Source organism: Streptomyces sp. NPDC002130, from assembly GCF_040296465.1.
In the GTDB taxonomy this organism is placed as follows: domain Bacteria; phylum Actinomycetota; class Actinomycetes; order Streptomycetales; family Streptomycetaceae; genus Streptomyces.
The window spans coordinates 1-21951 of sequence record NZ_JBEOXI010000091.1 but is presented as its reverse complement, the minus strand read 5'-3'; the positions used below and the strand labels follow the sequence as shown (position 1 = coordinate 21951).

The following is a 21951-nucleotide window of genomic DNA, read 5'->3' as shown; positions in this document are numbered from 1 at the left end:
ATTCGGGGCGTAGACATGCGGTCACGGTAACGGAGGCACCGCGCCGGGCGCCTCCGATTTTCGACGGGACGGCTCTGCTCGCTCCGGCGGCTCGAAACCGAGCGGCCGGAAGGCTCTGCTCGCGGCCGCAGCCCGGGCTCGTTCGCTACGGCAGCTCGAAGCCCAGCGCCCGCGCCGCCTCCTCTGGCGTCACCTGGCCCCAGCGCTCCGCCATCGCCTGGTTGGACGACAGCGAACGCGGCTCGGCGCGATCCACGTAGAGGACGCCGTCGAGGTGATCCGTCTCGTGCTGCACGATCCGCGCCGGCCAGCCCGTGAACACCTCGTCCAGCGCCCGTCCGTGCTCGTCCTGCCCGGTCAGCCGCACCGCGGCGGGCCGCGCCACCACCGCCTGCCAGCCCGGGACGCTCAGACAGCCCTCGAAGAACGCGGCCCGCGCGTCCCCGACGGGCTCGTAGGAGGGATTGACCAGCCCACGGAACGGCTGCGGCACCCGCCCGCGCGCGAGCCGCACCTCCTCCGGCACCGGCGCCGGATCCTCGATCACCGCGATCCTGAGCGGAACCCCGACCTGCGGCGCCGCCAGGCCGACCCCGGGCGCCGCGCGCATGGTGACCCGCAGGGCCTCGATGAACCGGGCCAGCAGGGCGGGCTCCAGCTGACCGTCGTACGGCTCCGTGCCGCGCCGCAGCACCGGATCGCCGGCCGCGACGATGGGCAACGGAAGCCCTCCGTCGAGGAGTTGCCCGACCTGCTCGGCCAGGGGTGCGCGATCGCTCGGTGTTCCCATCGCGTCAGGATGACACGGCACCCCCCACCCCTACGTGACGCACATCACACATCTTCTCCGGGAACTGAACGCCCCGCCGCCCCGACTACTGCACCGCAACGGCCACCGCTCACACCGCAACGGCCCAGAAGACGTCCCCGGAGAAGCCCGCCGATGACCACCGCTCCCTCGACCACCACGGACGAGGCCCCGCAACCAGCCGCCCCGGCACCGTCGAAGAGCAGCTGGGCCTCCCTGCGCCCGCTGATCCTCCGTCTGCACTTCTACGCCGGGGTACTGGTGGCGCCGTTCCTCCTCGTCGCCGCCGTCACCGGCCTGCTGTACGCCGGCTCCTTCCAGGCCGAGAAGCTCGTGTACGACCACGAACTGACCGTCCCTGTGGGCGAGAAGAAGCTGCCGATCAGCGAGCAGGTGGCCGCCGCCCGCAAGGCCCACCCCGAGGGCACCGTCTCGGCCGTACGCCCCTCACCCGAGGCCGACGCCACGACCAGGGTGATGCTGTCCGGCGTCCCGGGCGTCGGCGAGGGCCACGCGCTCGCCGTGTTCGTCGACCCGTACACGGCAAAGGTGCGCGGCTCCCTCGAACAGTACGGCTCGACCGGCGCGCTGCCGCTGCGCACCTGGATCGACGAGTTCCACCGGGACCTGCACCTGGGGGAGCCGGGGCGGCTGTACAGCGAGCTGGCGGCCAGCTGGCTGTGGGTGATCTCGGCGGGCGGGCTCGTGCTGTGGTTCTCCCGACGCCGCGCCGCGCGCAAGGTGCGGGGGGCGAAGGGGCGGCGCCGCACCCTCGGCCTGCACGGCACCGTCGGCGTATGGGCGGCGATCGGGTTCTTCTTCCTCTCGGCGACCGGCCTGACCTGGTCCGCCTACGCCGGGGCCACCATCGACGAGCTGCGGACCTCGCTGGGCCAGGCCACCCCGTCGGTGTCGGCGGCCGCCGGCGGTGAACACGCCGGCCACGGCTCCGCCGCCGGACAGGCGGGCGACGCCTCGCACGGCGTGGGCCTGGACAAGGTCCTGTCGGCGGCGCGGACCGAAGGGCTGGGCGACCCGGTGGAGATCGTGCCGCCCGCGGACGCGAACTCGGCGTACGTGGTCAAGCAGGTGCAGCGCGGCTGGCCCTCCAAGCAGGACGCCGTCGCGATCGACCCGGCCGACGGCGAGGTCACCGACGTGGTGCGTTTCGCGGACTATCCGGTGCTCGCGAAGCTCACCCGGTGGGGCATCGACCTGCACACCGGTGTCCTGTTCGGCCTGGCCAACCAGATCGCTTTGATGCTGCTGGCGGCCTCCCTGATCCTGCTGATCGTCTGGGGCTACCGCATGTGGTGGCAGCGCGGCCGGGGCACCTCCTTCGGCCGTCCGATCCCGCGCGGAGCCTGGCAGCAGGTCCCGCCCCAGATCCTCGTGCCGCTGCTCGCGGGCATCGCCGTACTCGGGTACTTCCTGCCCCTGTTCGGCATCCCGCTGGCGGCGTTCCTCGCCGTCGACATCCTGCTGGGGGAGATCGCCCACCGGCGGGGGCGGCGGTCGTACGGGACGCCTGTCTCGTAGGGGGCCTCCGGCGCTGACGATGCCCGGCTCCGTGCGGAGCCGGGCATCACCAGGTGCGGCGCGGGTCAGCGCTGCTCGAAGTCACCCGCGAGCGCCGAGGCGATCCGCAGGTGCGACTCCGCCTCCTCGTGCCGGTTCTGCCGCTGGAGCGTGCGGCCGAGCATCAGCCGGGCGTAGTGCTCCACGGGGTCCCGCTCGACGATCGTCCGCAACTCACCCTCGGCCCGGTGCAGTTGAGCCGAGTGGTAGTAGGAACGCGCCAGGAGCAGCCGCGGCCCGGTCTGCTCGGGCACCTCCTCGACCAGCCCGACCAGGACACGCGCGGCGGCGGCGTAGTCCTTGGCGTCGAAGAACAGCTGCGCGCGCTCCCAGCGCTCGGCCGGGGTTCCGTGGGCGTAGTACGTGGTGTCCTGGGTCGTGTTCACTCGGTGCCTCCTTCGAGGCCGACAACCGAGCCTGCCGATCGGATATTCCGCTGGTCGGACGGGGTCCGTGATCAGCGGGTCAGGGCGGCCAGCTCGGCACCGGCCCGCTCGGTGATCAGGCTCAGCACCCGGCCCGTGACGGCCAGGTCCTCCGCCGGGATGCCGTCGTAGATCCGGGCGGTGACGGGGGCCGTCTCGCCGGAGGTCGTGGCGTACAGTTCCCGCCCGGCGTCCGTGATCCGCACGTCCGACGCCCCGTCCGGGGTCAGCAGCTGCGCGGCGAGCAGCTCGTCGAGCACGCCGTGCACCTCCGACGCGTCGATCTTCAGCGCGCCGGTGACACCGTCGACGAGCTGCTCGCGCCCGACCGGGCCGTCGGCGAGGGCGGCCAGCCGGAGGGTGACGGACTGCTGGAAGGTGATGCCGTGCCGGGCCAGCACGTTCTCCAGGAGAGCCCGGCCGGCGTAGTGGGCCAGGGCTATGACGCGGGGGTCGACGAGGGGCGTGGTGGTCATGACTGCTCCGTCTCGTTCTCGCTGAAGGGATCAAGGGGTGCGTCGAGCAGGGCCGTCAGCTCGCGCGTGAACTCCCGGCTGCGCGCGCTGTCGAGGCCGCCGAGCGGGTCGAGGAGCTGCCCGAGGAGTGCGTGGACGACCTCGATCGCCCGCCGGGTGACGTCGCGGCCCTGCTCGGTGAGGGCGAGCTGCACCGCGCGCGGGTCCCGCGGGTCCCGGGCGCGCTCCAGGAGGCCGGCCGCCTCCAGAGCGCGGGCCAGCTTCGACACATAGAGCGGTTCGAGCCCCGTGTGGTCTGCGAGGCGGCGCTGGCTGGGCCGTTCACCGGAGCGCTGCATGCCGTACAGCGAGGCCACCAGCGAGTACTGCGCGTGGGTGAGTCCCAGCGGGGCCACCGCGCGGTCGACCGCGACCCGCCACTTCATCGACAGCCGCCACACCAGGAAACCGGGCGTCGCGCACTCGTAACCGTCGCTCATGGCAAATACAGTACATGGTTACTATATACATGGCTACTGTTTTCCCGACGTCCGCGACGCGCCCTCGCGCCACGACCCGAACATGACGCTGACGCAAGGCTGTGCGCCGGACTAGGTTGTGCGCCATGAGCAATCTTGAGCGCGAAGCGGCCCCCTCCCTGTGCGGCGGCCGTGGCTTCGTGGTGGCGGAGCCGGTGCGTGAACTCCTCAGCCCTCGCAAGGTGAAGCTGGGCGAGTCCAGCGAGGTCCGCCGGCTGCTGCCCAACCTCGGCCGCCGCATGGTCGGGGCCTGGTGCTTCGTCGACCACTACGGTCCCGACGACATCGCCGACGAGCCCGGCATGCAGGTTCCGCCGCACCCCCACATGGGTCTGCAGACCGTGAGCTGGCTGCACGAGGGGGAGGTGCTGCACCGCGACTCCACCGGCAGCCTGCAGACGATCCGCCCGCGCGAACTGGGACTGATGACCTCCGGCCGGGCCATCAGCCACTCCGAAGAGAGCCCGCGCTCGCACGCCCGCTTCCTGCACGGCGCGCAGTTGTGGGTCGCGCTCCCCGACAGCCACCGCCACACCGACCCGCGCTTCGAACACCACGCCGATCTGCCGGTCGTCACGGCCCCCGGCCTCACGGCCACACTGATCCTCGGCGACCTCGACGGGGCGACCTCACCCGGCACGGCGTACACCCCGATCGTCGGCGCCGACCTGACCCTGACCCGAGGCACGGACGTACGCCTCCCCCTCGAGCCGGACTTCGAGTACGCCGTCCTGTCCATGTCCGGCGAGGCCCACGTCGACGGCGTCCCCGTCCTGCCCGGCTCGATGCTCTACCTCGGCTGCGGCCGCAGCGAACTGCCCCTGCGGGCGGAGTCGGACGCGGGCCTGATGCTCCTGGGCGGCGAGCCGTTCGAAGAGGAACTGATCATGTTCTGGAACTGGATCGGGCGGACGCAGGGGGAGATCGAGCAGGCGCGGCGGGACTGGATGGAGGGGACGCGGTTCGGGGAGGTGAAGGGGTACGACGGGGCTCCGCTGCACGCACCAGAACTGCCGCCGGTGCCGTTGAAACCGCGGGGGAGGGTGCGCTGACCTGCGGAACGTCTGATCGTTCGGTGCTGCGTGGGTGACGTGCTGTCGGGTGCTGCCTCCCGCTCGGCGGCCGCTCGCGGGGGAGTGGATGGGTGCAGCTGCTGCCGCTGCTTGAGAGAGCGGGCCGATGCCGCTGGTGACCACTGGTGCTCGCCCGCCAGGCAGGCGCCAGACGATCAAGAACCGTAGCCCACTCGTCTGTTCTGCCCGACGCGTCCGGGCGGTAGCTTGGTGGAGAAAGCCCCTGAAGAAGGGCGATTCGATGCCGTGGTTCGCATGGCTGCTCGCCGCTGCGGCACTGGGTGCCGTGGAGTTCTTCACTCTGACCCTGGTCTTCGGTTTGCTGGCCGGTGCCGCGTTGGTTGCCGCCATGGTCGCCGGTGTGGGCGTCGGCCTTCTCGGCCAGCTCCTGGCCCTGGGAGCGGCGGCGGCAGCGGGCCTGGTCCTCGTCCGCCCTGTCGCGCTGCGGCATATGGCAGAGCAGCCCCTCGTACGCGAGGGCAGTGATGCACTGATCGGCAAGCGGGCCGAGGTCATGCAGGAAGTCACCGCGACCCGTGGCCTGATCAAACTCTCCGGCGAGGAATGGTCCGCCCGCGCCTTTGACGAAAGCCTGGTGATCCCAGTGGGAGCGCTGGTGGATGTCATGGAGATCGAAGGTGCCACGGCCATCGTCTACCCCCGCGAACTCCTTCCGTGAACGCTGAGCACATAGCAACGGAGGCACTGTGGATCCAGTTGTCATCCCCATTCTTGTGGCGGCCATCGTCGTCGTCTTCCTCGTGGCCTCCACGGTGCGGATCGTCCCGCAGGCGCGCCGCTACAACGTCGAGCGGTTCGGCCGATACCGCCGGACGCTGCAGCCGGGGCTGAACCTGGTCGTGCCGGTGGCGGACCGCATCAACACCAAGCTCGACGTGCGCGAGCAGGTCTACTCGTCCGACCCCAGGCCGGTGATCACCGAGGACAACCTCGTCGTGAACATCGACACCGTGCTCTATTACCAGATCACCGACCCGCGGGCGGCGGCCTACGAGGTCGCCGACTACCTGCAGGCCATCGACCAGCTGACCGTGACCACGCTCCGCAACGTCATCGGCAGCATGGACCTGGAGGAGACGCTCACGTCGCGTGAGGAGATCAACTCCCGGCTCCGTGCCGTCCTCGATGACGCCACCGGCAAGTGGGGCATCCGGGTCAACCGCGTCGAGATCAAAGCCATCGATCCACCGCACACCATCAAGGAAGCGATGGAGAAGCAGATGCGAGCCGAGCGTGACAAGCGCGCGGCCATTCTGCACGCCGAAGGGGAGCGGCAGGCCAAGATCCTCACCGCGGAAGGCACGAAGCAGAAGGACATCCTGGAGGCCCAAGGCACGCAGCAGGCCATGATCCTGCGGGCGGACGGTGAGGCAAAGGCGGTGGAGCTCGTCTTCCAGGCCGTCCATCGCAACAATGCCGACCCGAAGATCCTGGCCTACAAGTACCTCGAGACGCTGCCGCACTTGGCGAGCAGCGACAACAACACGTTCTGGGTGATCCCGGGGGAGCTGACCGAAGCGGTTCGGACCGTCACCCGTGCGTTCGGTGATCAATCGGCGGCGGGTCCTCACACACCCTCGCAACCGGCGGAAACGCCTACTGCCGGTGCCCGCGGCACGTCGGACGAAGGCCGGACACCGGAGCTCGATGCGGGCTGGACGGTTTCCCTCGACGCTGCCGCAGCCGCCGACGAGGCAGGGAAGCAGGCCGCCGCCGCGGTGAGCGACGCCAAGGCGGAGGCGGAGGCCGCGAAGTCGCCCCAGACGCCCCGCCGGGGGCAGACGTCCGGCGGTTGAGTCATCCCGGTCATCGCCGGTGCCCGCCGAGCAACCGGCTTGCGCGTCTCGGGCGTCGCCGTCTACGGCCTTATGGACACGCAGCCGGTGCGCTTGCTGGGCACCGGTGACTGTGAGGCCCCGCGGTGACCGACGCACGGGAGGCGATGCACTCCGACCAGGCCCTGCCCTGGACGATGGACGGGCCGGCCTCCCATGTCGGCCTGTCAGGGCCGCATACGCGCGCCGCTTCACGGCCATGGGTGCGCATGACGGCGGGCCGACTGCTCGCTGAAGTCAACGGCCCACCCGAACCAACGAGAGCATCGACAACCGCGACGCCTCAGTCAAGCGCGCATGGACGAACGGCACCCGGCCGGGGTGAGGTGCGCCGATGCCTGCCATTCCGGTTCGCCGCACCTGTTCTCACTGTTCGGCAGGGGGCTGGTCGGGAGGAAGGTGCCCGGGGGCGTCCCACGGCAGTCGGTCGCCCGGTCGCTCTTTCGGAATTCGGCGCGCTCTCCAGGCATCGACGAACAACTGTTCCTGCGGCGAGAGGCCAGAGTAGATGTCGGGCGGTAGGTCGTCCTCGTACCAGGCTGTGCCGGGCAGGTCGGAAGCCTCCGTGCGCGATCCCTGATGTGCAACAACCAGCGCCAGCCTCGGTGGCATCACCTGGGTGACTCTGGCGAGCGCGCGCAATGCGATGAGCGCAGTCTCGTAGTCGCCGGCTTCTACCATCACGAGTGCCTCACGGTTCTCGCTGTCCATACCACACCGCTCCATTGAGAGGTTTCCCGAGGTCGTAAACCATCGCTCGCCGGGCCTGTCGAACCCGGCGAGCGAGGATGAGAGAGCGCTAGGCGTAGTCAGTAGCGCCAGCGTTGATTGTCGCCGCCCCACCAGTCCCACTGGATGATCGGCGCTCCGTCGTCGGCGGAAATACCTGAGACGTCCAGCACCTTGTTACTGTGTTTGGCCGTCAGCTTGAAGTAGCCGTTCTCGACGGGCTCCAGGCGGAACCGCTGGTTGTCGCCACCCCACCATTCCCACTGGATGAGGCGGGCACCGTTCTCCGTGGACGCCTGCTCGATGTCGAGTACCTTGCCGCTGTGCTTGGCGATGATGCGTACACAGCCATCACCAACCGGCTCCAGCCTCCAGTGCTGGTTGTCCCCACTCCACCAACTCCACTGGATGAGGGGGGCGCCGTTGTCCGGTGAGATGCCCGACACGTCCAGCGCCTTGCCACTGTGCTTGGCGAAGAGAGGCTGGAACTGGTACTCCCAGCGCTGGTTGTCACCTCCGTGCCAGTCCCACTGGATGACGGGGGCGCCGTTGTCCAGTGAGATGCCCGACACGTCCAGCACCCTGCCACTGTGCTTGGCCGTCAGCTGATGGACGCCATCGGCGACCGATTCGAAACGCCAGCGCTGGTTGTCGCCGCCCCACCAGTCCCACTGGATGAGGGGAGCACCGTTGTCCGGTGAGATGCCCGACACGTCCAGCACCTTGCCACTGTGCTGTGCTACCGCCCGGACATAGCCGTCGCCCAGGGCCTCGAGCCGCCAGCGCTGGTTGTCGCCGCCCCACCAGTCCCACTGGATGACGGGGGCGCCGTTGTCCGGTGAAATACCCGAGACGTCCAGCACCTTGCCACTGTGCTTGGCGAACAGCGGCGTCACCACGGACCAACCGAGGTGACTCGCCGTGTACTCGCAGTAGCTGAAGTCGTTCTGCTTCATGAGGCAAGCAGTGCCACCGCCAGGCGCACAACTCGCGCAGTTTCCATTGTTGACGCCGAACCGTCCCCACCTGCCGCCGCAGTTGCACCCGCTGCTCGCGTACTCGTCGGGGCAACCGAAGATGTGCCCGGTCTCATGAGCGAAGACCCGGTCGATGTTGTCTGGTCCCCATCCGTCGTTGTTGTAGTCCATCACGACGCGGGGCCCACCGATGCTCGCGTAGGCGAAGTGGCCGACGGGATACTTGGTGAAGAAGCCGCAGTACGTCCACCGGGTCCCCAAGCGGCCGCGAATGGCTTCGACGTAATCCAGCACTCCACTCCAGTCGGCGCTGTACCCCAGGGCAGCCATGGCCGGGTCTCGCCAGTGCGCTTCCAGGTCGGAAGCGTTCGGATCTGCTTGAGTGTTCAGCGCGACATGCTGGATGTCGTAGGCGAAGCTGACGCCGGCGGAGGGATTCACGCTCGCGAGCCACCCGAGTCCGTTCTGGACCTCTGCGACGACCTTCGTACGCTCTTCTGCGGAGAACTGAAGAGCGGCGGTGGGCCCCTCAACGATGACGATCCCTACCGCGACGCTGCCTTCGAGGTAGGCGCTCGTCGGTGGAGCAAAGGACGCCGCACCGGGATGCGTGGCAACCGTGGGCGTCGGAACCACGCTGGCGCAGCCGGCCATGTCCCACCGCTCACCCGCCCGAGGACGAGCACTTTTGGCTGTGCGGAAGTCGTCCGACTCGCGAAGTTGCAGTGCCGCCAGCCCGAGCTGCTCGACTTCTGCCAGGTCGGTCTCCGTCTCCCCGAGGGCTGATGCTGAGGGCAGTTCGCCGTTCGTAACGTCGTGGTCGACTTCGCCCACGATGTTCAGTCTCCCGTATCGATGAATCGTACGGCCCGGCGTTGGCTGTGCGGGTTCCCGCCGTACAGACGGGTTCTCCGCCACGTAGATGTCGTCACGACTGGCCATGTGGGCCTCCAGTCCCGTAACTACGTAGATGTAGAAGCAGCCGGAGCCGGTCGTGCCGGCGAGGAAGTCGCGCTAGCCAGAAACGCCTTCCGTCCCCATGGCCGGCCCCTGATCGGGAAGAGGGAGGGCGGCACTTAAGAGAAGAAACTCCGGGAGCCGTACTTCCGGAAGGGCCGCCAACGACCCGTGTCGGCTGCATGTCTGGATGAAGATGAGAGGGATCCTGCTTCTTCTCCAGCGTTGCATATGCCGGTGAGTGCCGCGAATCAAACGCGACAGCAGGAGCCGGACGGACCAAGGAATCAACGGCATTTGGGTAGCTGCGTCGTTGAATGCTTGAAGTTTGCGTTCCACACCATCGGGGCCTCATTGTCGTCGTTTCCCCCGCGGCGTATCGAGGGGGGGAGATGCCTCCCGCATCTGGGGCCCCACCACCCAAGCATCCTCACCACCCGTACCCGCCTTGCCAATTGGCTTGGGGAAACAGGGGACGCGACCGGTCCTGCCGTCCATTACGAGCAACTGCTCACCGACGACTGGCGGGTGCTGGGCCCCAACCATTCGGACACCCTCACCGCCGGGGGCCAACCCTGCATACGTGCCTCACGTACGACCCCCTTCCGGGACCGTGTTCTCGCAGCCGATGACGGCAGAGGTCGCAGTGCCGAGGTGGAGCCATGGTGCCGACGATCGGGGGCTCAGGCGTGGGCCGGGGGTGCGGCGCGCTTCGCCGAAGTCCCAGAGGCAGCCGACTGGTCTCCCCCCCCCCGTGCACCTCACCCGGACGTTCACATCGGAGGAGAACTCCGTCAGATGCGGACGCCCGCCCGCCCACCCACCGGCGCGCGAACCACTCAACGAGATCCGGGCGGGTCTCGAGCCGGGCCCAGCGCACCTGGCCTCCGTCGGCAGGAAGACGTGCCTCGTGCACGCCGGTGAAGACGCTCTCCCACGAGCCGTCCCTGAGCCGCAGCACGCGGTTGTCGCCGACGCCGAAGGCAACGTGCTGACGCCGCTGATGGTCACCCAGCTGGGACAGCAGTGCGGTGCGTGCGACCTTCACCGCGGAGTCGTCATAGGTACCGTCCGCGCCGACAGCGACGCTCGTACGGCCTCCCTCGTGGGCGGCAACCAGACCGACGGAGTGGCCCACACCCTGCAGGGCGGAGCGCAGCAGGCCGCCCAGCTCACTGTCCTCGGCCCCGTCCGGTCCTGTGGCGTATCCGGCCGGAACCGTAGCGGAAGGCGGATCGGGAGAGAGGCCGTGGCCGAGCACGCTGCTGCTCTGCTCGCCGTACCGTCCGAGCTGCCAGGCGAGACTGCGGCAGGCCCGCTGCGCGGCCACTCCTGGGCGAACTGCAGTACCTCGTCCCGTCGTACGGGAGGCACACCGGTCAGGGCGGTGGGCCCTGAGGTCGGTCGATTCGGCGTACGAGGCCGAACTGTGCCCGGGCAAGGGGCGACACGGCGTCTTCACCGCGGCCCTGGCCGAACTGCTCGGCCCGCACACGCGCCCCGGCGTGCCCTGGTCAGTGCTGATCGCCCGCGTCCGCGACCCATCAAACAGCAGCACGTACGGCAGTGGCCCGACGCGGGCGGGCCTTCGGGACGGCTGCCGTTCTCCCTCGACGAGCCCGCCGGGCCCGAACGGCTCCCGCTGGTACTCCGCAACGGCCGGTTCGTCGTTCCGGGCGGCGCCCCCGAAATACACGTCGAAGCCAAGGACTTCACCGCGGTGGCGTGGATCCACATGAGGCGGACGGGGCCGGGTACGCCGTCGCGCTCCGATCCGAACTGAGCTTCTGTGGCACGAGTTGACGCATGCCGTCGATCGTGACCGGCAGGAACGAGGACGCTGGATGAGCTGCACGGCCGCCACCACGTCGGAAGCGGGCACGACGACGGTGACGCCTCCGCATCCGTGTTCGGACCCGGCCCGATCGAGTTCATGGGGTCACCCGAGCGTCGATGTGGAGCACTTCCTCGCATGCACAGTAGGGGCCAACGTTGCCCAGCCGCCCGCCGCGTCGGAGGGATTCCTCCTGTGGAGCGGGTTATCGATCCGTACTAGCGTGGAATGGTCCGCATCATTCAGGGCACCGATTGCCGACGCTCCGGGCGTCGACGACGTCCGTCGCGTCGCGGCGTTCCGATTCCTTTGCAGCGGAGATGGTGACCATGGCGCGAGACTCCGTCTTCCATGCGCCGCGGGCCGGTTCCTCGGCCCCGACGGGCGCAGAGACCTCCTCCCGGGACGGCGCACGCGCCGTCGGGCGTTTCGACCCGGCCGCGGTGGACTGGGAGGGCCTGCGCGGGCGGCTCGAAGGGACGTTGCTCCGGCCGGACGATGTGGGATTCGACGACGCCCGCAAAGGCTTCAATCCGCTGCACGACGACCATGTTCCTGCCGCGGTGGCGCAGTGCGCATCCGCCTCGGACGTGGCGGAGGCCGTGGTGGCCGCGGGCGGCCGGGTGCCGCTGGCGGCGCGCAGCGGCGGCCACTCCTACGTCGGGTACTCGGCGCCGCCCGACGGTCTGGTCATCGACCTGCGCCGGATGTCCCGGGTCGACGCCGCCGGGGACGGCAGCGTGACGGTCGGGGCCGGCGCACCGCTGCGGACCGTCTACAGCGCCGTGGGACAGGCCAACCGCTGCCTGCCCGCCGGATCGTGCTTCACCGTCGGTATCGCCGGCGTCACCCTCGGCGGCGGCATCGGGGTGCTGCAACGCAAATTCGGCCTGACCTGCGACCATCTGACCGCCGCGGAGGCGGTCACCGCCGACGGCCGCGTGCTGACGGCCACGGCGGCCGCTACCCCCGATCTTTTCTGGGCCCTGCGAGGTGGCGGAGGCGGCAACCTCGCCATCGTCACCCACTTCACCTTCGCCACCGACCCCGCCCCCGCCCTGACGGTCTTCGTCCTCACCTTCCCCCAGGGCAAGGTGACCGAGATCCTCACCGCCTGGCAGCCGTGGATCGCTGTTGCCCCCAGGGAAATGTGGGCCAACGTGAACATCTCCGGTGGCAATCCGCCCGGTTGCCGGGTGGCCGGCTGCTTCGTCGGCCCCAGCACCGCCTGCTACCCGCTGCTCGACGACCTGATACTCCGCGCGGGCGTCGTGCCCACCCGGCGCAACATCCAGGACCGTGACTATTTCAACGGCATGCGCTTCTTCGCCGGCAGGCCCCTCCGCGAGTCGTTCGTCGCCTCCTCCCGAATCCTCACCGCCCCCACCCTCGACCCTCAGGCCGCGACGCGCCTGCTCACCGGCCGGACCGGCACCAACCTCATCATCGATCCGCTCGGCGGCGCGGTCGCCGACACCGTCACCGCCCAGACCGCCTTCCCGCACCGCGACGCCTTCGCCACCGCTCAGATCTACGCCTCCGCCACCACAGCCTCCGAACCCGACGTCACCCGCAATGTCGCCGAGATCGTCGCCGGACTCGGCGCCCTGGGTATCGGTGGTGGATACGTCAATTACATCGACCCCGACCTTCCGGACTGGCCCACCGCCTACTACGGCCCCAACCTCCACCGCCTTCGCTCCATCGTTCAGGACTACGACCCCGACCACTTCTTCGACTTCCCGCAGAGCCTCCACCGCGCCTGAACCGGGCGGGTCCTGACGGGAGTTCAGTAGCTCCGAAACGGACCGAGACAGGGCCGGTCGCAGCGCGGCCAACGTGGGCAACCATGCAGAACATGGTGATTGATCAGGCCTCCGCGCGTGTGCGCGAACCCCGGGGGATCGACCGCCGGCTGCTCAATGGAGATTCCTGGGGCTCCGCTCTCGCCCTCGCCTGCGCACCGGGGCATCCCGAGCGGGTGTCGGAGATCGTCATCGCCGGGGTCACCATCACCCGCCGCTCGGAGATCGACTGGCTCCGCCGTTTCGCGCTACCACGACGCGCGGTGCGTCGCGCACTTTCTCGGGTTCTCGAGTGACCCGCCGTCTGCCCGGGAATACTCGTCCCACACAGCGGGAGACCTCTCTCCGCCCCGCGGCCCGCGTCAGTCGCGGCGGTCGCCTGACGCCATGCGGACGTAGAACACGGACACGGGGGATCACAGTGGGGAACCTTGGGCTTGCCGAGACCATCGCCGCCTTGCGGGAGGAACTGGCCGAAGCCGTCGCCGCAGGCTCGGACGCGGACTTCCGCTTCGGTGTCAGCGAGGTGCAGCTGGAGCTGAGTGTCGGGGTCACACACCAGGCGACGGGCACGGGCCGCGCCAAGCTTTGGGTGCTGGAACTCGGAGGCGACGGCCAGTACCGCAGCGAGGAGATCCAGAGGGTCCTGATCACGCTGGAGGCGCCGACCGACCGTTCGGGACGGCCGGTGCGCGTCACGCGTAATTCCCTCGCCAAGCCCTGACCCGGGCACCTGGACGATCGAAGTGACCGCCCCCATCGAGCGCGCTGTGGAAATTCTCCGCCGACGCCGGACGGGCTCCTGGAGCGTGGGCTCCGGGTGCCTCGTCGGCGGCCGGCTGGTCCTCACCGCCGCGCACAACGTCCTCACCGACGGCTCCGTGGACGACGTGATCAGCGTACGGCGCGGGGACCGGTTCGAACTGGCAGCGGAGGTCCTCGCTGCGGACCCCACACAGGACCTCGCCGTCCTGCGGGTCGCAGGCCACCCCTCCCTCACGGACCTGCCCACCGTCCGGTACGCCCGGATCGACCGCAGACGGACCGCGCTGGTCGACTGCTGGGCCATGGGCTACCCCGGTTGGAACGAGCACCCGCAGTCCGGCACCGACGTGCCCCTGCGCGACAGCTCCCAGATCAACGGAGTCATCCCGCCGGGCTCCCATCTGCGGCGCGGTCTGCTGGAGTTTCGGACCCAGTCGACGCCCGAAGGGGCCCCCGGCAGGAACGGCTCACAGTGGCGCGGCATGTCCGGGGCGGTCGTGTTCAGCGACGACCCCCTGCTGGGCGCACTGGCCGTGGGCGTCGTCAGCGAGCACCACCTCCCCGAAGGGTCGTCCACCCTGACCGTGGTACCCCTGACGGGACTGATCGGGCTGGGGCGGGGGACACCGTGGTGGTGGGACCTGCGGGCGGACAACTGGGTCGCCCTGCCACGCATCCCAGCCGGCGCCCTGCCGCGCAGCACCCGGCACATGAACCTGGGCAGGGCCCGCGCCAACTTCACCGACCGCGAGCGGGCCTTGGTGAGGGCCACCGGCCTGCTCGTCGACCAACTGGAGGACAGCGCCCCGGTGGTGGTCCTCCACGGCATGGCGGGCGTCGGCAAGACCGAACTCGCCACCCAGATCGCGCACCGCCTGGCGCCCACCTTCTGGCACGCCCGTATCCGGATCGACCTCGGCGGCGAGGGCTTCGACGTGTCGACTGAGGCGGCCGTGATCGAACTCCTGCAGGCATTCGGGCTGTCCGGCGACAGCCTTCCGCCCGACGCGCGGACGCGGCGGCAGCGGCTCCAGGACCAACTGCGGGCCGGTCCCAGCCTCCTCGTCCTCGACAACGTGGCCGACGCGGCCCGCGTCGTCCCCCTGCTGCCCGCGGCACCGGGCAGTGCCGCGATCCTCACCAGCCGCTCGGCCCTGCCCTCCGTCCAAGGCGCGGACCGGGTGGAGGTCGAACCGCTGCCCGACACGGAGGCGCTGCGGCTCTTCGAACGCATCATCGGCGCCGAGCGCGTCGCCCGCGAGCACGACGCCGCGAACACCATCGTTACCCTCCTCGGAGGGCTGCCTTTGGCCATCTGCATCACTGGAGGGAACCTCATCGCCCCCTCCCAGCACAGACGGCCCCTGAGCGAGCACGCTGGACTGCTCGCCGACGAACGGCGGCGCATTTCGCAGCTGGAGGGTCAACTGGACGGCGAGGACATCGGAGTACGCAGCAGCTTCGAGATCAGCTACCGGGCACTGCGCGAGGACACGCGCCGGTTGTTCCGGTACCTCGGCCTGCTCGCGGGAGCCGACTTCGTGCCCGCACTGGCTGCGCGCTGCGCCGAAATAGGGGAGGAGAAGGCCGGACGTCTCCTCGGCGAGCTCGCCGACCGACAGCTGGTGGAGGTCGACGGTCCTACCGGCGAGCGCTACCGGCTGCACGACCTGCTGCGCCTGTATGCCTGGGAGCACGCCGAGCGGACCGAACCGGAGGCCGAGCGGCACCAGGCATTCCGGCGTTCCGCGGACTGGTACGCGACCCGGCTGGACACCTGGATGAGCCGCCCGGGAGCCCACGAGAACTTGCCTGCCGAGGCGATCGACTGGTTCGCGGAGGAACACCTCAACGTCCAGGCAAATATCCGCCGTGCGTACGAGAACCACGAGTGGGAGCTGCTTCTGCGTCTGGTGGAGCCGCTGTACGGGCTCCTCTTCTACCGCAGCCAGTGGGAGGAGATGGAGGCCGTCAAGGCTATGGCGGTCGAGGCAGCCCGGACGCGAACACGACGAGTCCGCCGAACTGGGGTCGCTGATCCATCTTGCCGAGGCGCGGCGCATCCTGGGGCGCCATGAGGAGACGACCGGGCTGTACGAGCGCGCGCTGGAGATCGCCCGCTCGCGGGGCGACGAGGACAAGGAGGGCTGGATCCTGACCCACTTCGGCGACCTCCAGTGCGACCTGGAGCGTCCCGGCGACGCACTGCGCCGGTACACCGAGGCCCGGGCCATCTACCGGCAGCGCGGCGACAAGGGCGCCGAAATCTGGCTCTCCTCCCATATGGCCGACGCCTACCGCCAACTGGACCGGCCGGAGGAGGCGGCACGCGTGCTGACGGACGCCCTGGAGGCGAGCAGGCGCCGGGGCGACCCCGCCGAGATCGTCTGGTGCCAATGGCATCTGGCCCTGGCGTACGACCAGATGGGCCGGTACGCCGAGGCCGAGGAGACCCTCGCGCCGGCCACGGAGTTCCACCGGCACCGCGGCGACCAGGCAGGCCTGGCGACGATGCTGACGATCCTGGGAGACATCCACTTCCACGCCGGCCGGCCTGCCCTCGCCCGGGAGGCGTACGGCGAGGCGCTGGAGCTGGTCCGCTCCCTCGACATCCCGCGGCGGGTGGCAGAGCTTGAGGCGGCCCTGGAACGTGCCTCCGGCTGAGGCGGCCCGATGCCCCGGGGGATGAAGCAATGCGAGCGGCCGCCCGGGCTGTTGTGGCTGTTGCCGTTCCTGCTCGATGCGCGCCGTCCGTCGGCTTGCACGCTCCGGTGGTGATGTTGGTGTTGTTGCCATGTGCTAGGGGCGTGCGCCTCATGGCCTCCTTCAGGAGGACCAAGACCTTGAGAAACTCGACTCCACGGGCCGGCTGAGCCGGGAACACTCTCTCGCCGGCTCCGCCCAGGAAGACGCGGCCGACCGCGTCGCGCGCCTGGCAGCCGACGCGCACATCGTCGACATCCTGCGCGCCGACGGGAGTGGAAACCCACAAGCGATCTCGAACACCTCGTGGAGGCCCGTCTCCTCGACCGCCTCTCGCCGCGCGGTCTGCAGCGGGTCCTCGCCTGGGGCGTCCAGGTTGCCGCCCGGGAACTGCCACAGTCTCGAGCAGACCGAGGAGCGGGACCGGCCGGTCGTGTTCGTCGCGGATGTACAGGCAGCCGTACACCGTGTGGTGGGGGACGGTCTGCGCGTACTGCGTGGGCGTCATCGGCAGCGGGGTGATCCGCTTAACGATGACGTCGAGTTCCCGCCCGGTGTCCCGGTCGTGGAAGACGACCGTGTCACCGACTGCGACGGCGCGCTTCTGGGGTGCCACCCTCACTTCGATCGTTTTGCGGCCTGCTTCCACTTGGCGGTAGTACCGCCCGAGCAGGTGCATGTGGTGCTCTTGTGGTTTACCTCCGGTCGCCGGACTCGGGACGGCTGGGATCGCCTGCTGGGTGTCGTCGGGCACACGTGGCGAGGAAGTGGACGAGGGTGCCGGCGCACTAGGGCAGTTCGATCGGTCCGTAGCGCGCGTGCGGCTCCTGCCGCATCAGCGCGTCGTACCGGTCCGCTACCGAGAAGTGCCAGAACTCGGTCGCATAGTTGGTAAAACCTGCGTTCTCCATGGCGTTGAGCAGCAGCGTGCGGTGGCGGCGCGCGCGATCGCTGAGGTTCGGGGCGTGAGTGAAGCAGGCGCGGTCGCTCTCCTCGGGGGAGGCATTGACGCGGGTGCCGAGGTCGAGTTCGTGACCGTCCTGGTCGGCGAGGGTTACGTCCACCGCCGCGCCCGCGGAGTGGGGCGCGATCTCCGGTGGCGACACGTACCGGCTGGCGGCCTGGTGCAGCTGCTCAGCTGCCCAGTCGGGGTGAGCGGCGGCCAGCTCGTCCCGGTACTCGGTGAAGTAGCGCTGCTGTAGAGCCAGCGGCCGGTAGCCCTCGATGAACAGCAGGTCGGTGCCGGCGGGCAGGAGCGAGCGGGCGTGCTCCAGCCGGGCCAGGACGCCCTCGCGGACGTGGGCGAACGCGCCCAGCGGATCTTGCTTGCGGGGATCGACGCGGAAGCTGTGGTCACGCACGTCGACGAGCGGCTCCCCGCACTCGCGCACCGGGATCGCGGCGACCCGCGGATCGGACATCAACACCAGAGGGTCCATCGAGTCTCCCTGTGACGGCTTGCACTGCGGTGGAGGGACGGGGGAGGCAGAGGCCAGGTCGGTTTCGCGCGCGATGGTGTCCTGCAGCGTGTTGTCGGCCGGGATCACGGTCTCCAGGCTGCCGGGCAGCAGATCCAGTTCGCGCTGCCAGGAGGCGAGGTGGTTGTCGGTGACTTGCGCCAGGTACGCGGCATCCGCCTTCGACGCGTGTCGGACAAACGTCGTTTCCAGCGGCACGTCCAGGTAGTAGCAGTTGGAGACGCCGCGGTGGTCGCGTACCAGAGACATGATCACGTGGCTGAGCGGTCGGCGTACAGGATCTCTTCGAGCACCCCAGTAAAGCCCCTGAGCACGTTCCGGCGGATCACGTCCTGGCCCACGATCGCGATACCGCGGCCGTAGTGATCTCCCAGGCCCTGGGCCACGCTTGGCTTGCCTGACGCCGAGTTGCCGCGGATCACCACCAGACGGTTGTTCTCACGGCCAACCGCAGTTGCAGTGGACAGACGACGGTGTGCGCTGCTCGGGGTGCCGGTCATGCGGGCCATCCCGTCTCGCTGTACAGGTCCCCGTTCTGGATCTTCGCGATGGCTTGGCGGGTGTAGGAAACGAGGTTGTCGGGCAGCGCGGCCGGGTCCCAGAACTTCCACTGAGTGCACTTGTCCGGCTCACGCAGTTCCGGCTCGCCGCTCCAGGCGCGGGCGCGGAAGAACAGGCCCATGCGGGGCCGGTCCCCAGCCTTGTCGATGTGATGGACGACGTGGACGAGTTCGACGTCCGCTCGTTCGATGTGCAGGCCGGCTTCCTCCCGTGCCTCCCTGATCAGGCAGGTGATGGCGCTCTCCTGCTCGCAGTGGCCGGCCAGGGCGTGCCAGGTTGACGGCGCGAAGGCGGAGTCGGGGTGGCGCAGCCCGAGCAACACCGTCCCGTCGGGCCGCTCCAGGTAGAGGTGGACTCCGATGACGTTGAGGACCGTGCCGCGCGGCGAAGCTGGGCGCCGCTCCTCGTGCGACGAGAGCCCGCTCTGCGACGCAGTGCTGGAAGCGTTGGCCGGGAGGCTGGCGGCGTGGCGCCGTACGAGGTCGCTGGTGGTGGGGGCGATGTGCAGGCGGTGGAGGTCGTCGGGGGCGAACCAGGCCAGCATCACCCCTTCCGTCAGGTGGAGTTCGCGGGGATCGCCGTTCCAGCGGCCGGCGTAGATGGCGATGGGCACGGTCGCGCCGGCGTGGTCGGAGGCGTACTCGGTGCCGAACGGGGTGAGGTCGGCGATGTGGAGACCGGTTTCCTCGGCCAGTTCGCGCCGCACGGTGTGTTCCAGGGTGGCGTCCTTGGGCTCTCGGCCGCCGCCCAGAAGGGACCACATGCCAGGCTCCCAGATCCGGCCGGGGAAGTAGTCGCGCAGGTGGAGCAGGTACTCGCCGCGGTCGTTGTAGACCAGGGCGGAGGCGTTGGCCGTATCCGGTTCGGTGGGCGGGAGCTTGAGCAGCTTGTCGCGCAGGGAGGGGGAGGTCACCCTGTCCATGGGACGCCACTCGATGCCGCCGACCTCTTCTTCCTGCAGCACCACGGGCACATCTGTTGCGGGGTGCAGGCGGAAAAGGAACCGGAGGTCGAAGTGCTGGTGGCCGGGTTCGCCTTTGCCCGGGTGGGCGTCGATGTCGTGGGTGTCGATGTCGAACGGCACGGCCTCGTAGCCGGGCCACGATGTCACGGCCTGTGGCGGGATCCCGGTCTCCTCTTGCAGCTCCCGCAGCGCCACTGCTGCCAGGGACTCGTCGGCGGGCTCGGCGTGTCCACCGGGGGCGAGGACCTTCCCGCTCGCCAGGCGCAGCACGTGCAGGACGCGGCCGAGTGGGTCGACGACGATCGCGCCGCAGGTGACGTGTCCGGTGAAGGTGGAGCGGCTGGCGATGTCGGTGGGACGGTCCAGGGCGTCCAGGAGGCCCCTGAGCTGGGTGCGCTCGTGAGGGTGGCGAGCGAGGTAGGTCTCGACGGTGGTGCGGATGTGGTCGTGCGACAACGGCATGGGACTACCTCAAAGGGGCGTGGAACGGGACGGGTTGAGGCTGGGTTGTCCTTCGGGTCAGCTCAGAAGCATCCCCTCCGCAGGGATCTCCTCGATGGCGGCGGCCCGCTTTCGACAGCGCTGCGATGTTCTGTTCGATCAGTTGGGGTGTCATCGTGAACAACCCGTTCGCTTTGGTATCTGCCGACACCACAAGATCGTTCTGTGCGGTGGCTTCCTTGATCTGTTCGTCGAGTTCCAGGTTCTGGTCCTTGCCGTAGACCTCGACGGCGAGCCGTGCCGACTCTGCCGGATCGGCGACCGCGTCCTTCCAGCCCTGGATCTCGGCCTTCAGGAATGCCTTGAGCTTGTCCCTCTCGTTGTCGATGGTGGACTGGAGAACCGTGAACGATTCGGCGACCAACGGCAGGTTGTAGTCCGCGAAGAGGAAGTGGGCGTTGGGGAAACCTTTGGCGGCCAGCGTGATCGGCTCGTTGGTGACGTAGGAGACCCAACCGTCCACCTCGCCGTTCGCCAAGGGGCTCGGATCGAACTGCGCGGGCACGATCGTCATCTGGCTTTCGGTCAGGCCGTTTGCTGCCAGGAGAGCTCCGAAGACGAGCTGATTGGAATCCTGGACGCCGATCTTCTTGCCGATCATGTCCTGCGGCGAGTTGATCGGTGCCGCAGCAGAACTGACAATTGCAAACGGGTTCTTCTGGAATGTCGCACCGACGATCTTTGCGTCCAGCCCGTCGAGTACAGCGGGGGCTGTGAGCTGCGGTGCGGACATTCCGATCCAGACCTTGCCGGTGTCCAAGCCGGCTTCGACGCCGGTACCGGCTGCGCCACCTGCCACCAGGTCGACATTCCCGAACCCGGCATTCTTGTAGTACCCCTTGTCCAGAGCGAAGTACTCGCCGGCGAACTCGATGTTCTTGATCCAGGACAACTGCACTGCAACTGTTCCGAATTCGGAACCGTCGTCCGAGGTTCCGCCACTCGAACTGCTGGAATCACTGCTACACGCGAGCAATGACGCGCTACCGGCGACTGCGATGCCGGTCAGCGCGGAGTATCGGAAGAAGGCCCTGCGGTCCAGCTGGCGGACGGGCTTGAATGGCGTCATGAATCGGAACACTAGGGCCAGTCGGTTTCGTTCAGTTTGCTTGGGAGACAGAGTTTGTTGAGGTCGTGTTAACAGATGTCACGACTTGCCGGCAGAAGGCCCGAAACGAGACAGGGCGATGTTTTCGAAGATTCCGACCACGGCGTAGAGGATGATCGACACCACGGTGATCACCACGATAGATGCCCACAGTTCGTTGTACTGATAGCGCGGAATGGCTTTGATCATGCTCGAACCCAAGCCTTGACCGCTACCGAGCCATTCGCCGATCAGGGCGCCGATCAAGGCGCCGGGCACGGATACTCGAGCGGCGGCGAACACCGCGGGAAGTGCGGACGGTACGGACACCATTCGCAATGCGGTCCAACGACTCCCGCCGTACGCGGCAATGAGATCTTGCGCCTGAACTGGAGCGGCACGTAGACCGACCATGATCATGACCAGCGCCGGGAAGAACACCACTATCGCAACCATGACCGTCACACCCACGATTCCGCGGCCGAATATCAGGACGATGATCGGAGTCATCGCAACGAGAGGAACAGATCGTAGAAGCATTGCAACGGGCATGAAAGTCTGTTCGACAGTGCGGGAAACGACGAAGATCGATGCCACCACGAGCGCGGCAGTCATTCCGACGGCAAAGCCGACACCGGCGTCGCGCAGAGTGATGAACAGGTTGTCGATGATGCCCGAACGAGCGTCGGCGGATTTTGGGCCGGAGAACAGGTACTCCCAGACGTCGGCCGGCGTCTTTCCCACACGCGGGCCGACCTGGGGGAAGGCGTTGAGGAAGACCACCCAGATGACAAGCAACAGCGCCGAGGCGATGGCAATCGGGGCGAGGAATCTCAATGTTCCTCGTACCGCGGTC

20 protein-coding genes and 1 pseudogene are annotated in these 21951 nt (G+C 68.7%); 9 read left to right on the top strand and 12 right to left on the bottom strand.

The features are described from left to right. Nucleotides 1–145: 145 nt before the first annotated feature. Nucleotides 146–790, bottom strand: a complete 645-nt coding sequence (locus tag ABT116_RS18960) for a peptide deformylase (protein WP_351634735.1) — start codon at nucleotides 788–790, stop codon at nucleotides 146–148. Between the two features lie 153 nt (nucleotides 791–943). Between ABT116_RS18960 and ABT116_RS18955 the strand changes: the two genes are divergently transcribed. Beyond that, a complete protein-coding gene (locus tag ABT116_RS18955) occupies nucleotides 944–2347 on the top strand; it encodes a PepSY-associated TM helix domain-containing protein (protein ID WP_351634728.1) in 1404 nt (467 codons plus the stop codon). A gap of 65 nt (nucleotides 2348–2412) precedes the next feature. Here ABT116_RS18955 and ABT116_RS18950 read toward each other — a convergent pair whose 3' ends face one another. From ABT116_RS18950 to ABT116_RS18940, 3 genes are all read right to left on the bottom strand, one after another. After that, nucleotides 2413–2772 (bottom strand): tetratricopeptide repeat protein, encoded by a 360-nt coding sequence (locus ABT116_RS18950; RefSeq protein WP_351634722.1) that lies wholly within the window; start codon nucleotides 2770–2772, stop codon nucleotides 2413–2415. 71 nt (nucleotides 2773–2843) lie between these two features. Continuing rightward, nucleotides 2844–3287: a winged helix DNA-binding protein gene (locus ABT116_RS18945; protein WP_351634716.1), complete on the bottom strand. Its 444-nt coding sequence runs from the start codon at nucleotides 3285–3287 to the stop codon at nucleotides 2844–2846. Further along, on the bottom strand, nucleotides 3284–3766 hold the full coding sequence (locus ABT116_RS18940; protein WP_351634712.1) for a MarR family winged helix-turn-helix transcriptional regulator: 483 nt from the start codon (nucleotides 3764–3766) through the stop codon (nucleotides 3284–3286). The genes ABT116_RS18945 and ABT116_RS18940 overlap by 4 nt, the downstream gene beginning before the upstream one ends. 125 nt (nucleotides 3767–3891) lie before the next feature. Between ABT116_RS18940 and ABT116_RS18935 the strand changes: the two genes are divergently transcribed. The 3 genes from ABT116_RS18935 (at nucleotide 3892) to ABT116_RS18925 (ending at nucleotide 6695) form a co-directional block, all read left to right on the top strand. Beyond that, entirely contained in the window at nucleotides 3892–4857 is a 966-nt protein-coding gene (locus tag ABT116_RS18935) for a pirin family protein (protein WP_351634707.1), read from the top strand. 262 nt (nucleotides 4858–5119) lie between these two features. Continuing rightward, the gene (locus tag ABT116_RS18930) at nucleotides 5120–5557 is read left to right on the top strand and encodes an NfeD family protein (RefSeq protein WP_351634701.1); all 438 of its coding nucleotides are present in this window, start codon (nucleotides 5120–5122) and stop codon (nucleotides 5555–5557) included. A 28-nt stretch (nucleotides 5558–5585) separates the two neighbouring features. Beyond that, on the top strand, nucleotides 5586–6695 hold the full coding sequence (locus tag ABT116_RS18925; protein ID WP_351634695.1) for an SPFH domain-containing protein: 1110 nt from the start codon (nucleotides 5586–5588) through the stop codon (nucleotides 6693–6695). A 405-nt stretch (nucleotides 6696–7100) separates the two neighbouring features. Here the strand turns inward: ABT116_RS18925 and ABT116_RS18920 are convergent, their stop codons facing one another. Together ABT116_RS18920 and ABT116_RS18915 are read right to left on the bottom strand one after the other, a co-directional pair. Then, entirely contained in the window at nucleotides 7101–7445 is a 345-nt protein-coding gene (locus tag ABT116_RS18920; RefSeq protein WP_351634689.1) for a hypothetical protein, read from the bottom strand. 98 nt (nucleotides 7446–7543) lie between these two features. Then, nucleotides 7544–9274, bottom strand: a complete 1731-nt coding sequence (locus tag ABT116_RS18915) for an RICIN domain-containing protein (RefSeq protein ID WP_351634683.1) — start codon at nucleotides 9272–9274, stop codon at nucleotides 7544–7546. Nucleotides 9275–11560: 2286 nt separating this feature from the next. On the opposite strand from ABT116_RS18915, the gene ABT116_RS18910 reads away from it, so the two are divergent. The 5 genes and pseudogenes from ABT116_RS18910 to ABT116_RS18890 all read left to right on the top strand — a co-directional run bounded on the left by ABT116_RS18910 (nucleotide 11561) and on the right by ABT116_RS18890 (nucleotide 16465). Further along, a complete protein-coding gene (locus ABT116_RS18910) occupies nucleotides 11561–12997 on the top strand; it encodes an FAD-binding oxidoreductase (RefSeq protein WP_351634678.1) in 1437 nt (478 codons plus the stop codon). 116 nt (nucleotides 12998–13113) lie between these two features. Further along, a pseudogene (locus tag ABT116_RS18905) lies at nucleotides 13114–13284 on the top strand (prolyl aminopeptidase); the annotation flags it as partial. A gap of 173 nt (nucleotides 13285–13457) precedes the next feature. After that, nucleotides 13458–13760 (top strand): trypco2 family protein, encoded by a 303-nt coding sequence (locus ABT116_RS18900; RefSeq protein ID WP_351634673.1) that lies wholly within the window; start codon nucleotides 13458–13460, stop codon nucleotides 13758–13760. A 22-nt stretch (nucleotides 13761–13782) separates the two neighbouring features. Then, nucleotides 13783–15879 (top strand): trypsin-like peptidase domain-containing protein, encoded by a 2097-nt coding sequence (locus ABT116_RS18895; protein WP_351634667.1) that lies wholly within the window; start codon nucleotides 13783–13785, stop codon nucleotides 15877–15879. Then, nucleotides 15827–16465, top strand: a complete 639-nt coding sequence (locus tag ABT116_RS18890) for a tetratricopeptide repeat protein (protein ID WP_351634771.1) — start codon at nucleotides 15827–15829, stop codon at nucleotides 16463–16465. The genes ABT116_RS18895 and ABT116_RS18890 overlap by 53 nt, the downstream gene beginning before the upstream one ends. Before the next feature lie 162 nt (nucleotides 16466–16627). Here ABT116_RS18890 and ABT116_RS18885 read toward each other — a convergent pair whose 3' ends face one another. The 6 genes from ABT116_RS18885 to ABT116_RS18860 all read right to left on the bottom strand — a co-directional run. Then, nucleotides 16628–16879 carry an NUDIX hydrolase gene (locus ABT116_RS18885; protein ID WP_351634766.1) on the bottom strand — a complete coding sequence of 84 codons (252 nt, stop codon included), beginning with the start codon at nucleotides 16877–16879 and terminating at the stop codon, nucleotides 16628–16630. Between the two features lie 413 nt (nucleotides 16880–17292). Continuing rightward, nucleotides 17293–18231: a M15 family metallopeptidase gene (locus tag ABT116_RS18880; protein ID WP_351634662.1), complete on the bottom strand. Its 939-nt coding sequence runs from the start codon at nucleotides 18229–18231 to the stop codon at nucleotides 17293–17295. A gap of 2 nt (nucleotides 18232–18233) precedes the next feature. After that, a complete protein-coding gene (locus ABT116_RS18875) occupies nucleotides 18234–18482 on the bottom strand; it encodes a P-loop NTPase family protein (RefSeq protein ID WP_351634656.1) in 249 nt (82 codons plus the stop codon). After that, nucleotides 18479–19969 (bottom strand): NUDIX domain-containing protein, encoded by a 1491-nt coding sequence (locus ABT116_RS18870; RefSeq protein ID WP_351634651.1) that lies wholly within the window; start codon nucleotides 19967–19969, stop codon nucleotides 18479–18481. The genes ABT116_RS18875 and ABT116_RS18870 overlap by 4 nt, the downstream gene beginning before the upstream one ends. A 4-nt stretch (nucleotides 19970–19973) precedes the next feature. Beyond that, entirely contained in the window at nucleotides 19974–21077 is a 1104-nt protein-coding gene (locus tag ABT116_RS18865) for an ABC transporter substrate-binding protein (RefSeq protein WP_351634645.1), read from the bottom strand. 78 nt (nucleotides 21078–21155) lie between these two features. Further along, nucleotides 21156–21951 (bottom strand): ABC transporter permease (locus tag ABT116_RS18860; RefSeq protein WP_351634640.1); only part of this gene is annotated, 796 nt, incomplete at its 5' end.

Excerpts from the sequence above, each read along its gene's own strand:
- ABT116_RS18880 (WP_351634662.1), bottom strand. The coding sequence starts at position 18,231 with ATGTCTCTGGTACGCGACCACCGCGGCGTCTCCAACTGCTACTACCTG.
- ABT116_RS18875 (WP_351634656.1), bottom strand. The coding sequence starts at position 18,482 with ATGACCGGCACCCCGAGCAGCGCACACCGTCGTCTGTCCACTGCAACT.
- ABT116_RS18870 (WP_351634651.1), bottom strand. The coding sequence starts at position 19,969 with ATGCCGTTGTCGCACGACCACATCCGCACCACCGTCGAGACCTACCTC.
- ABT116_RS18930 (WP_351634701.1), top strand. The coding sequence starts at position 5,120 with ATGCCGTGGTTCGCATGGCTGCTCGCCGCTGCGGCACTGGGTGCCGTG.
- ABT116_RS18920 (WP_351634689.1), bottom strand. The coding sequence starts at position 7,445 with ATGGACAGCGAGAACCGTGAGGCACTCGTGATGGTAGAAGCCGGCGAC.
- ABT116_RS18945 (WP_351634716.1), bottom strand. The coding sequence starts at position 3,287 with ATGACCACCACGCCCCTCGTCGACCCCCGCGTCATAGCCCTGGCCCAC.
- ABT116_RS18910 (WP_351634678.1), top strand. The coding sequence starts at position 11,561 with ATGGCGCGAGACTCCGTCTTCCATGCGCCGCGGGCCGGTTCCTCGGCC.
- ABT116_RS18960 (WP_351634735.1), bottom strand. The coding sequence starts at position 790 with ATGGGAACACCGAGCGATCGCGCACCCCTGGCCGAGCAGGTCGGGCAA.
- ABT116_RS18865 (WP_351634645.1), bottom strand. The coding sequence starts at position 21,077 with ATGACGCCATTCAAGCCCGTCCGCCAGCTGGACCGCAGGGCCTTCTTC.
- ABT116_RS18955 (WP_351634728.1), top strand. The coding sequence starts at position 944 with ATGACCACCGCTCCCTCGACCACCACGGACGAGGCCCCGCAACCAGCC.
- ABT116_RS18935 (WP_351634707.1), top strand. The coding sequence starts at position 3,892 with ATGAGCAATCTTGAGCGCGAAGCGGCCCCCTCCCTGTGCGGCGGCCGT.
- ABT116_RS18940 (WP_351634712.1), bottom strand. The coding sequence starts at position 3,766 with ATGAGCGACGGTTACGAGTGCGCGACGCCCGGTTTCCTGGTGTGGCGG.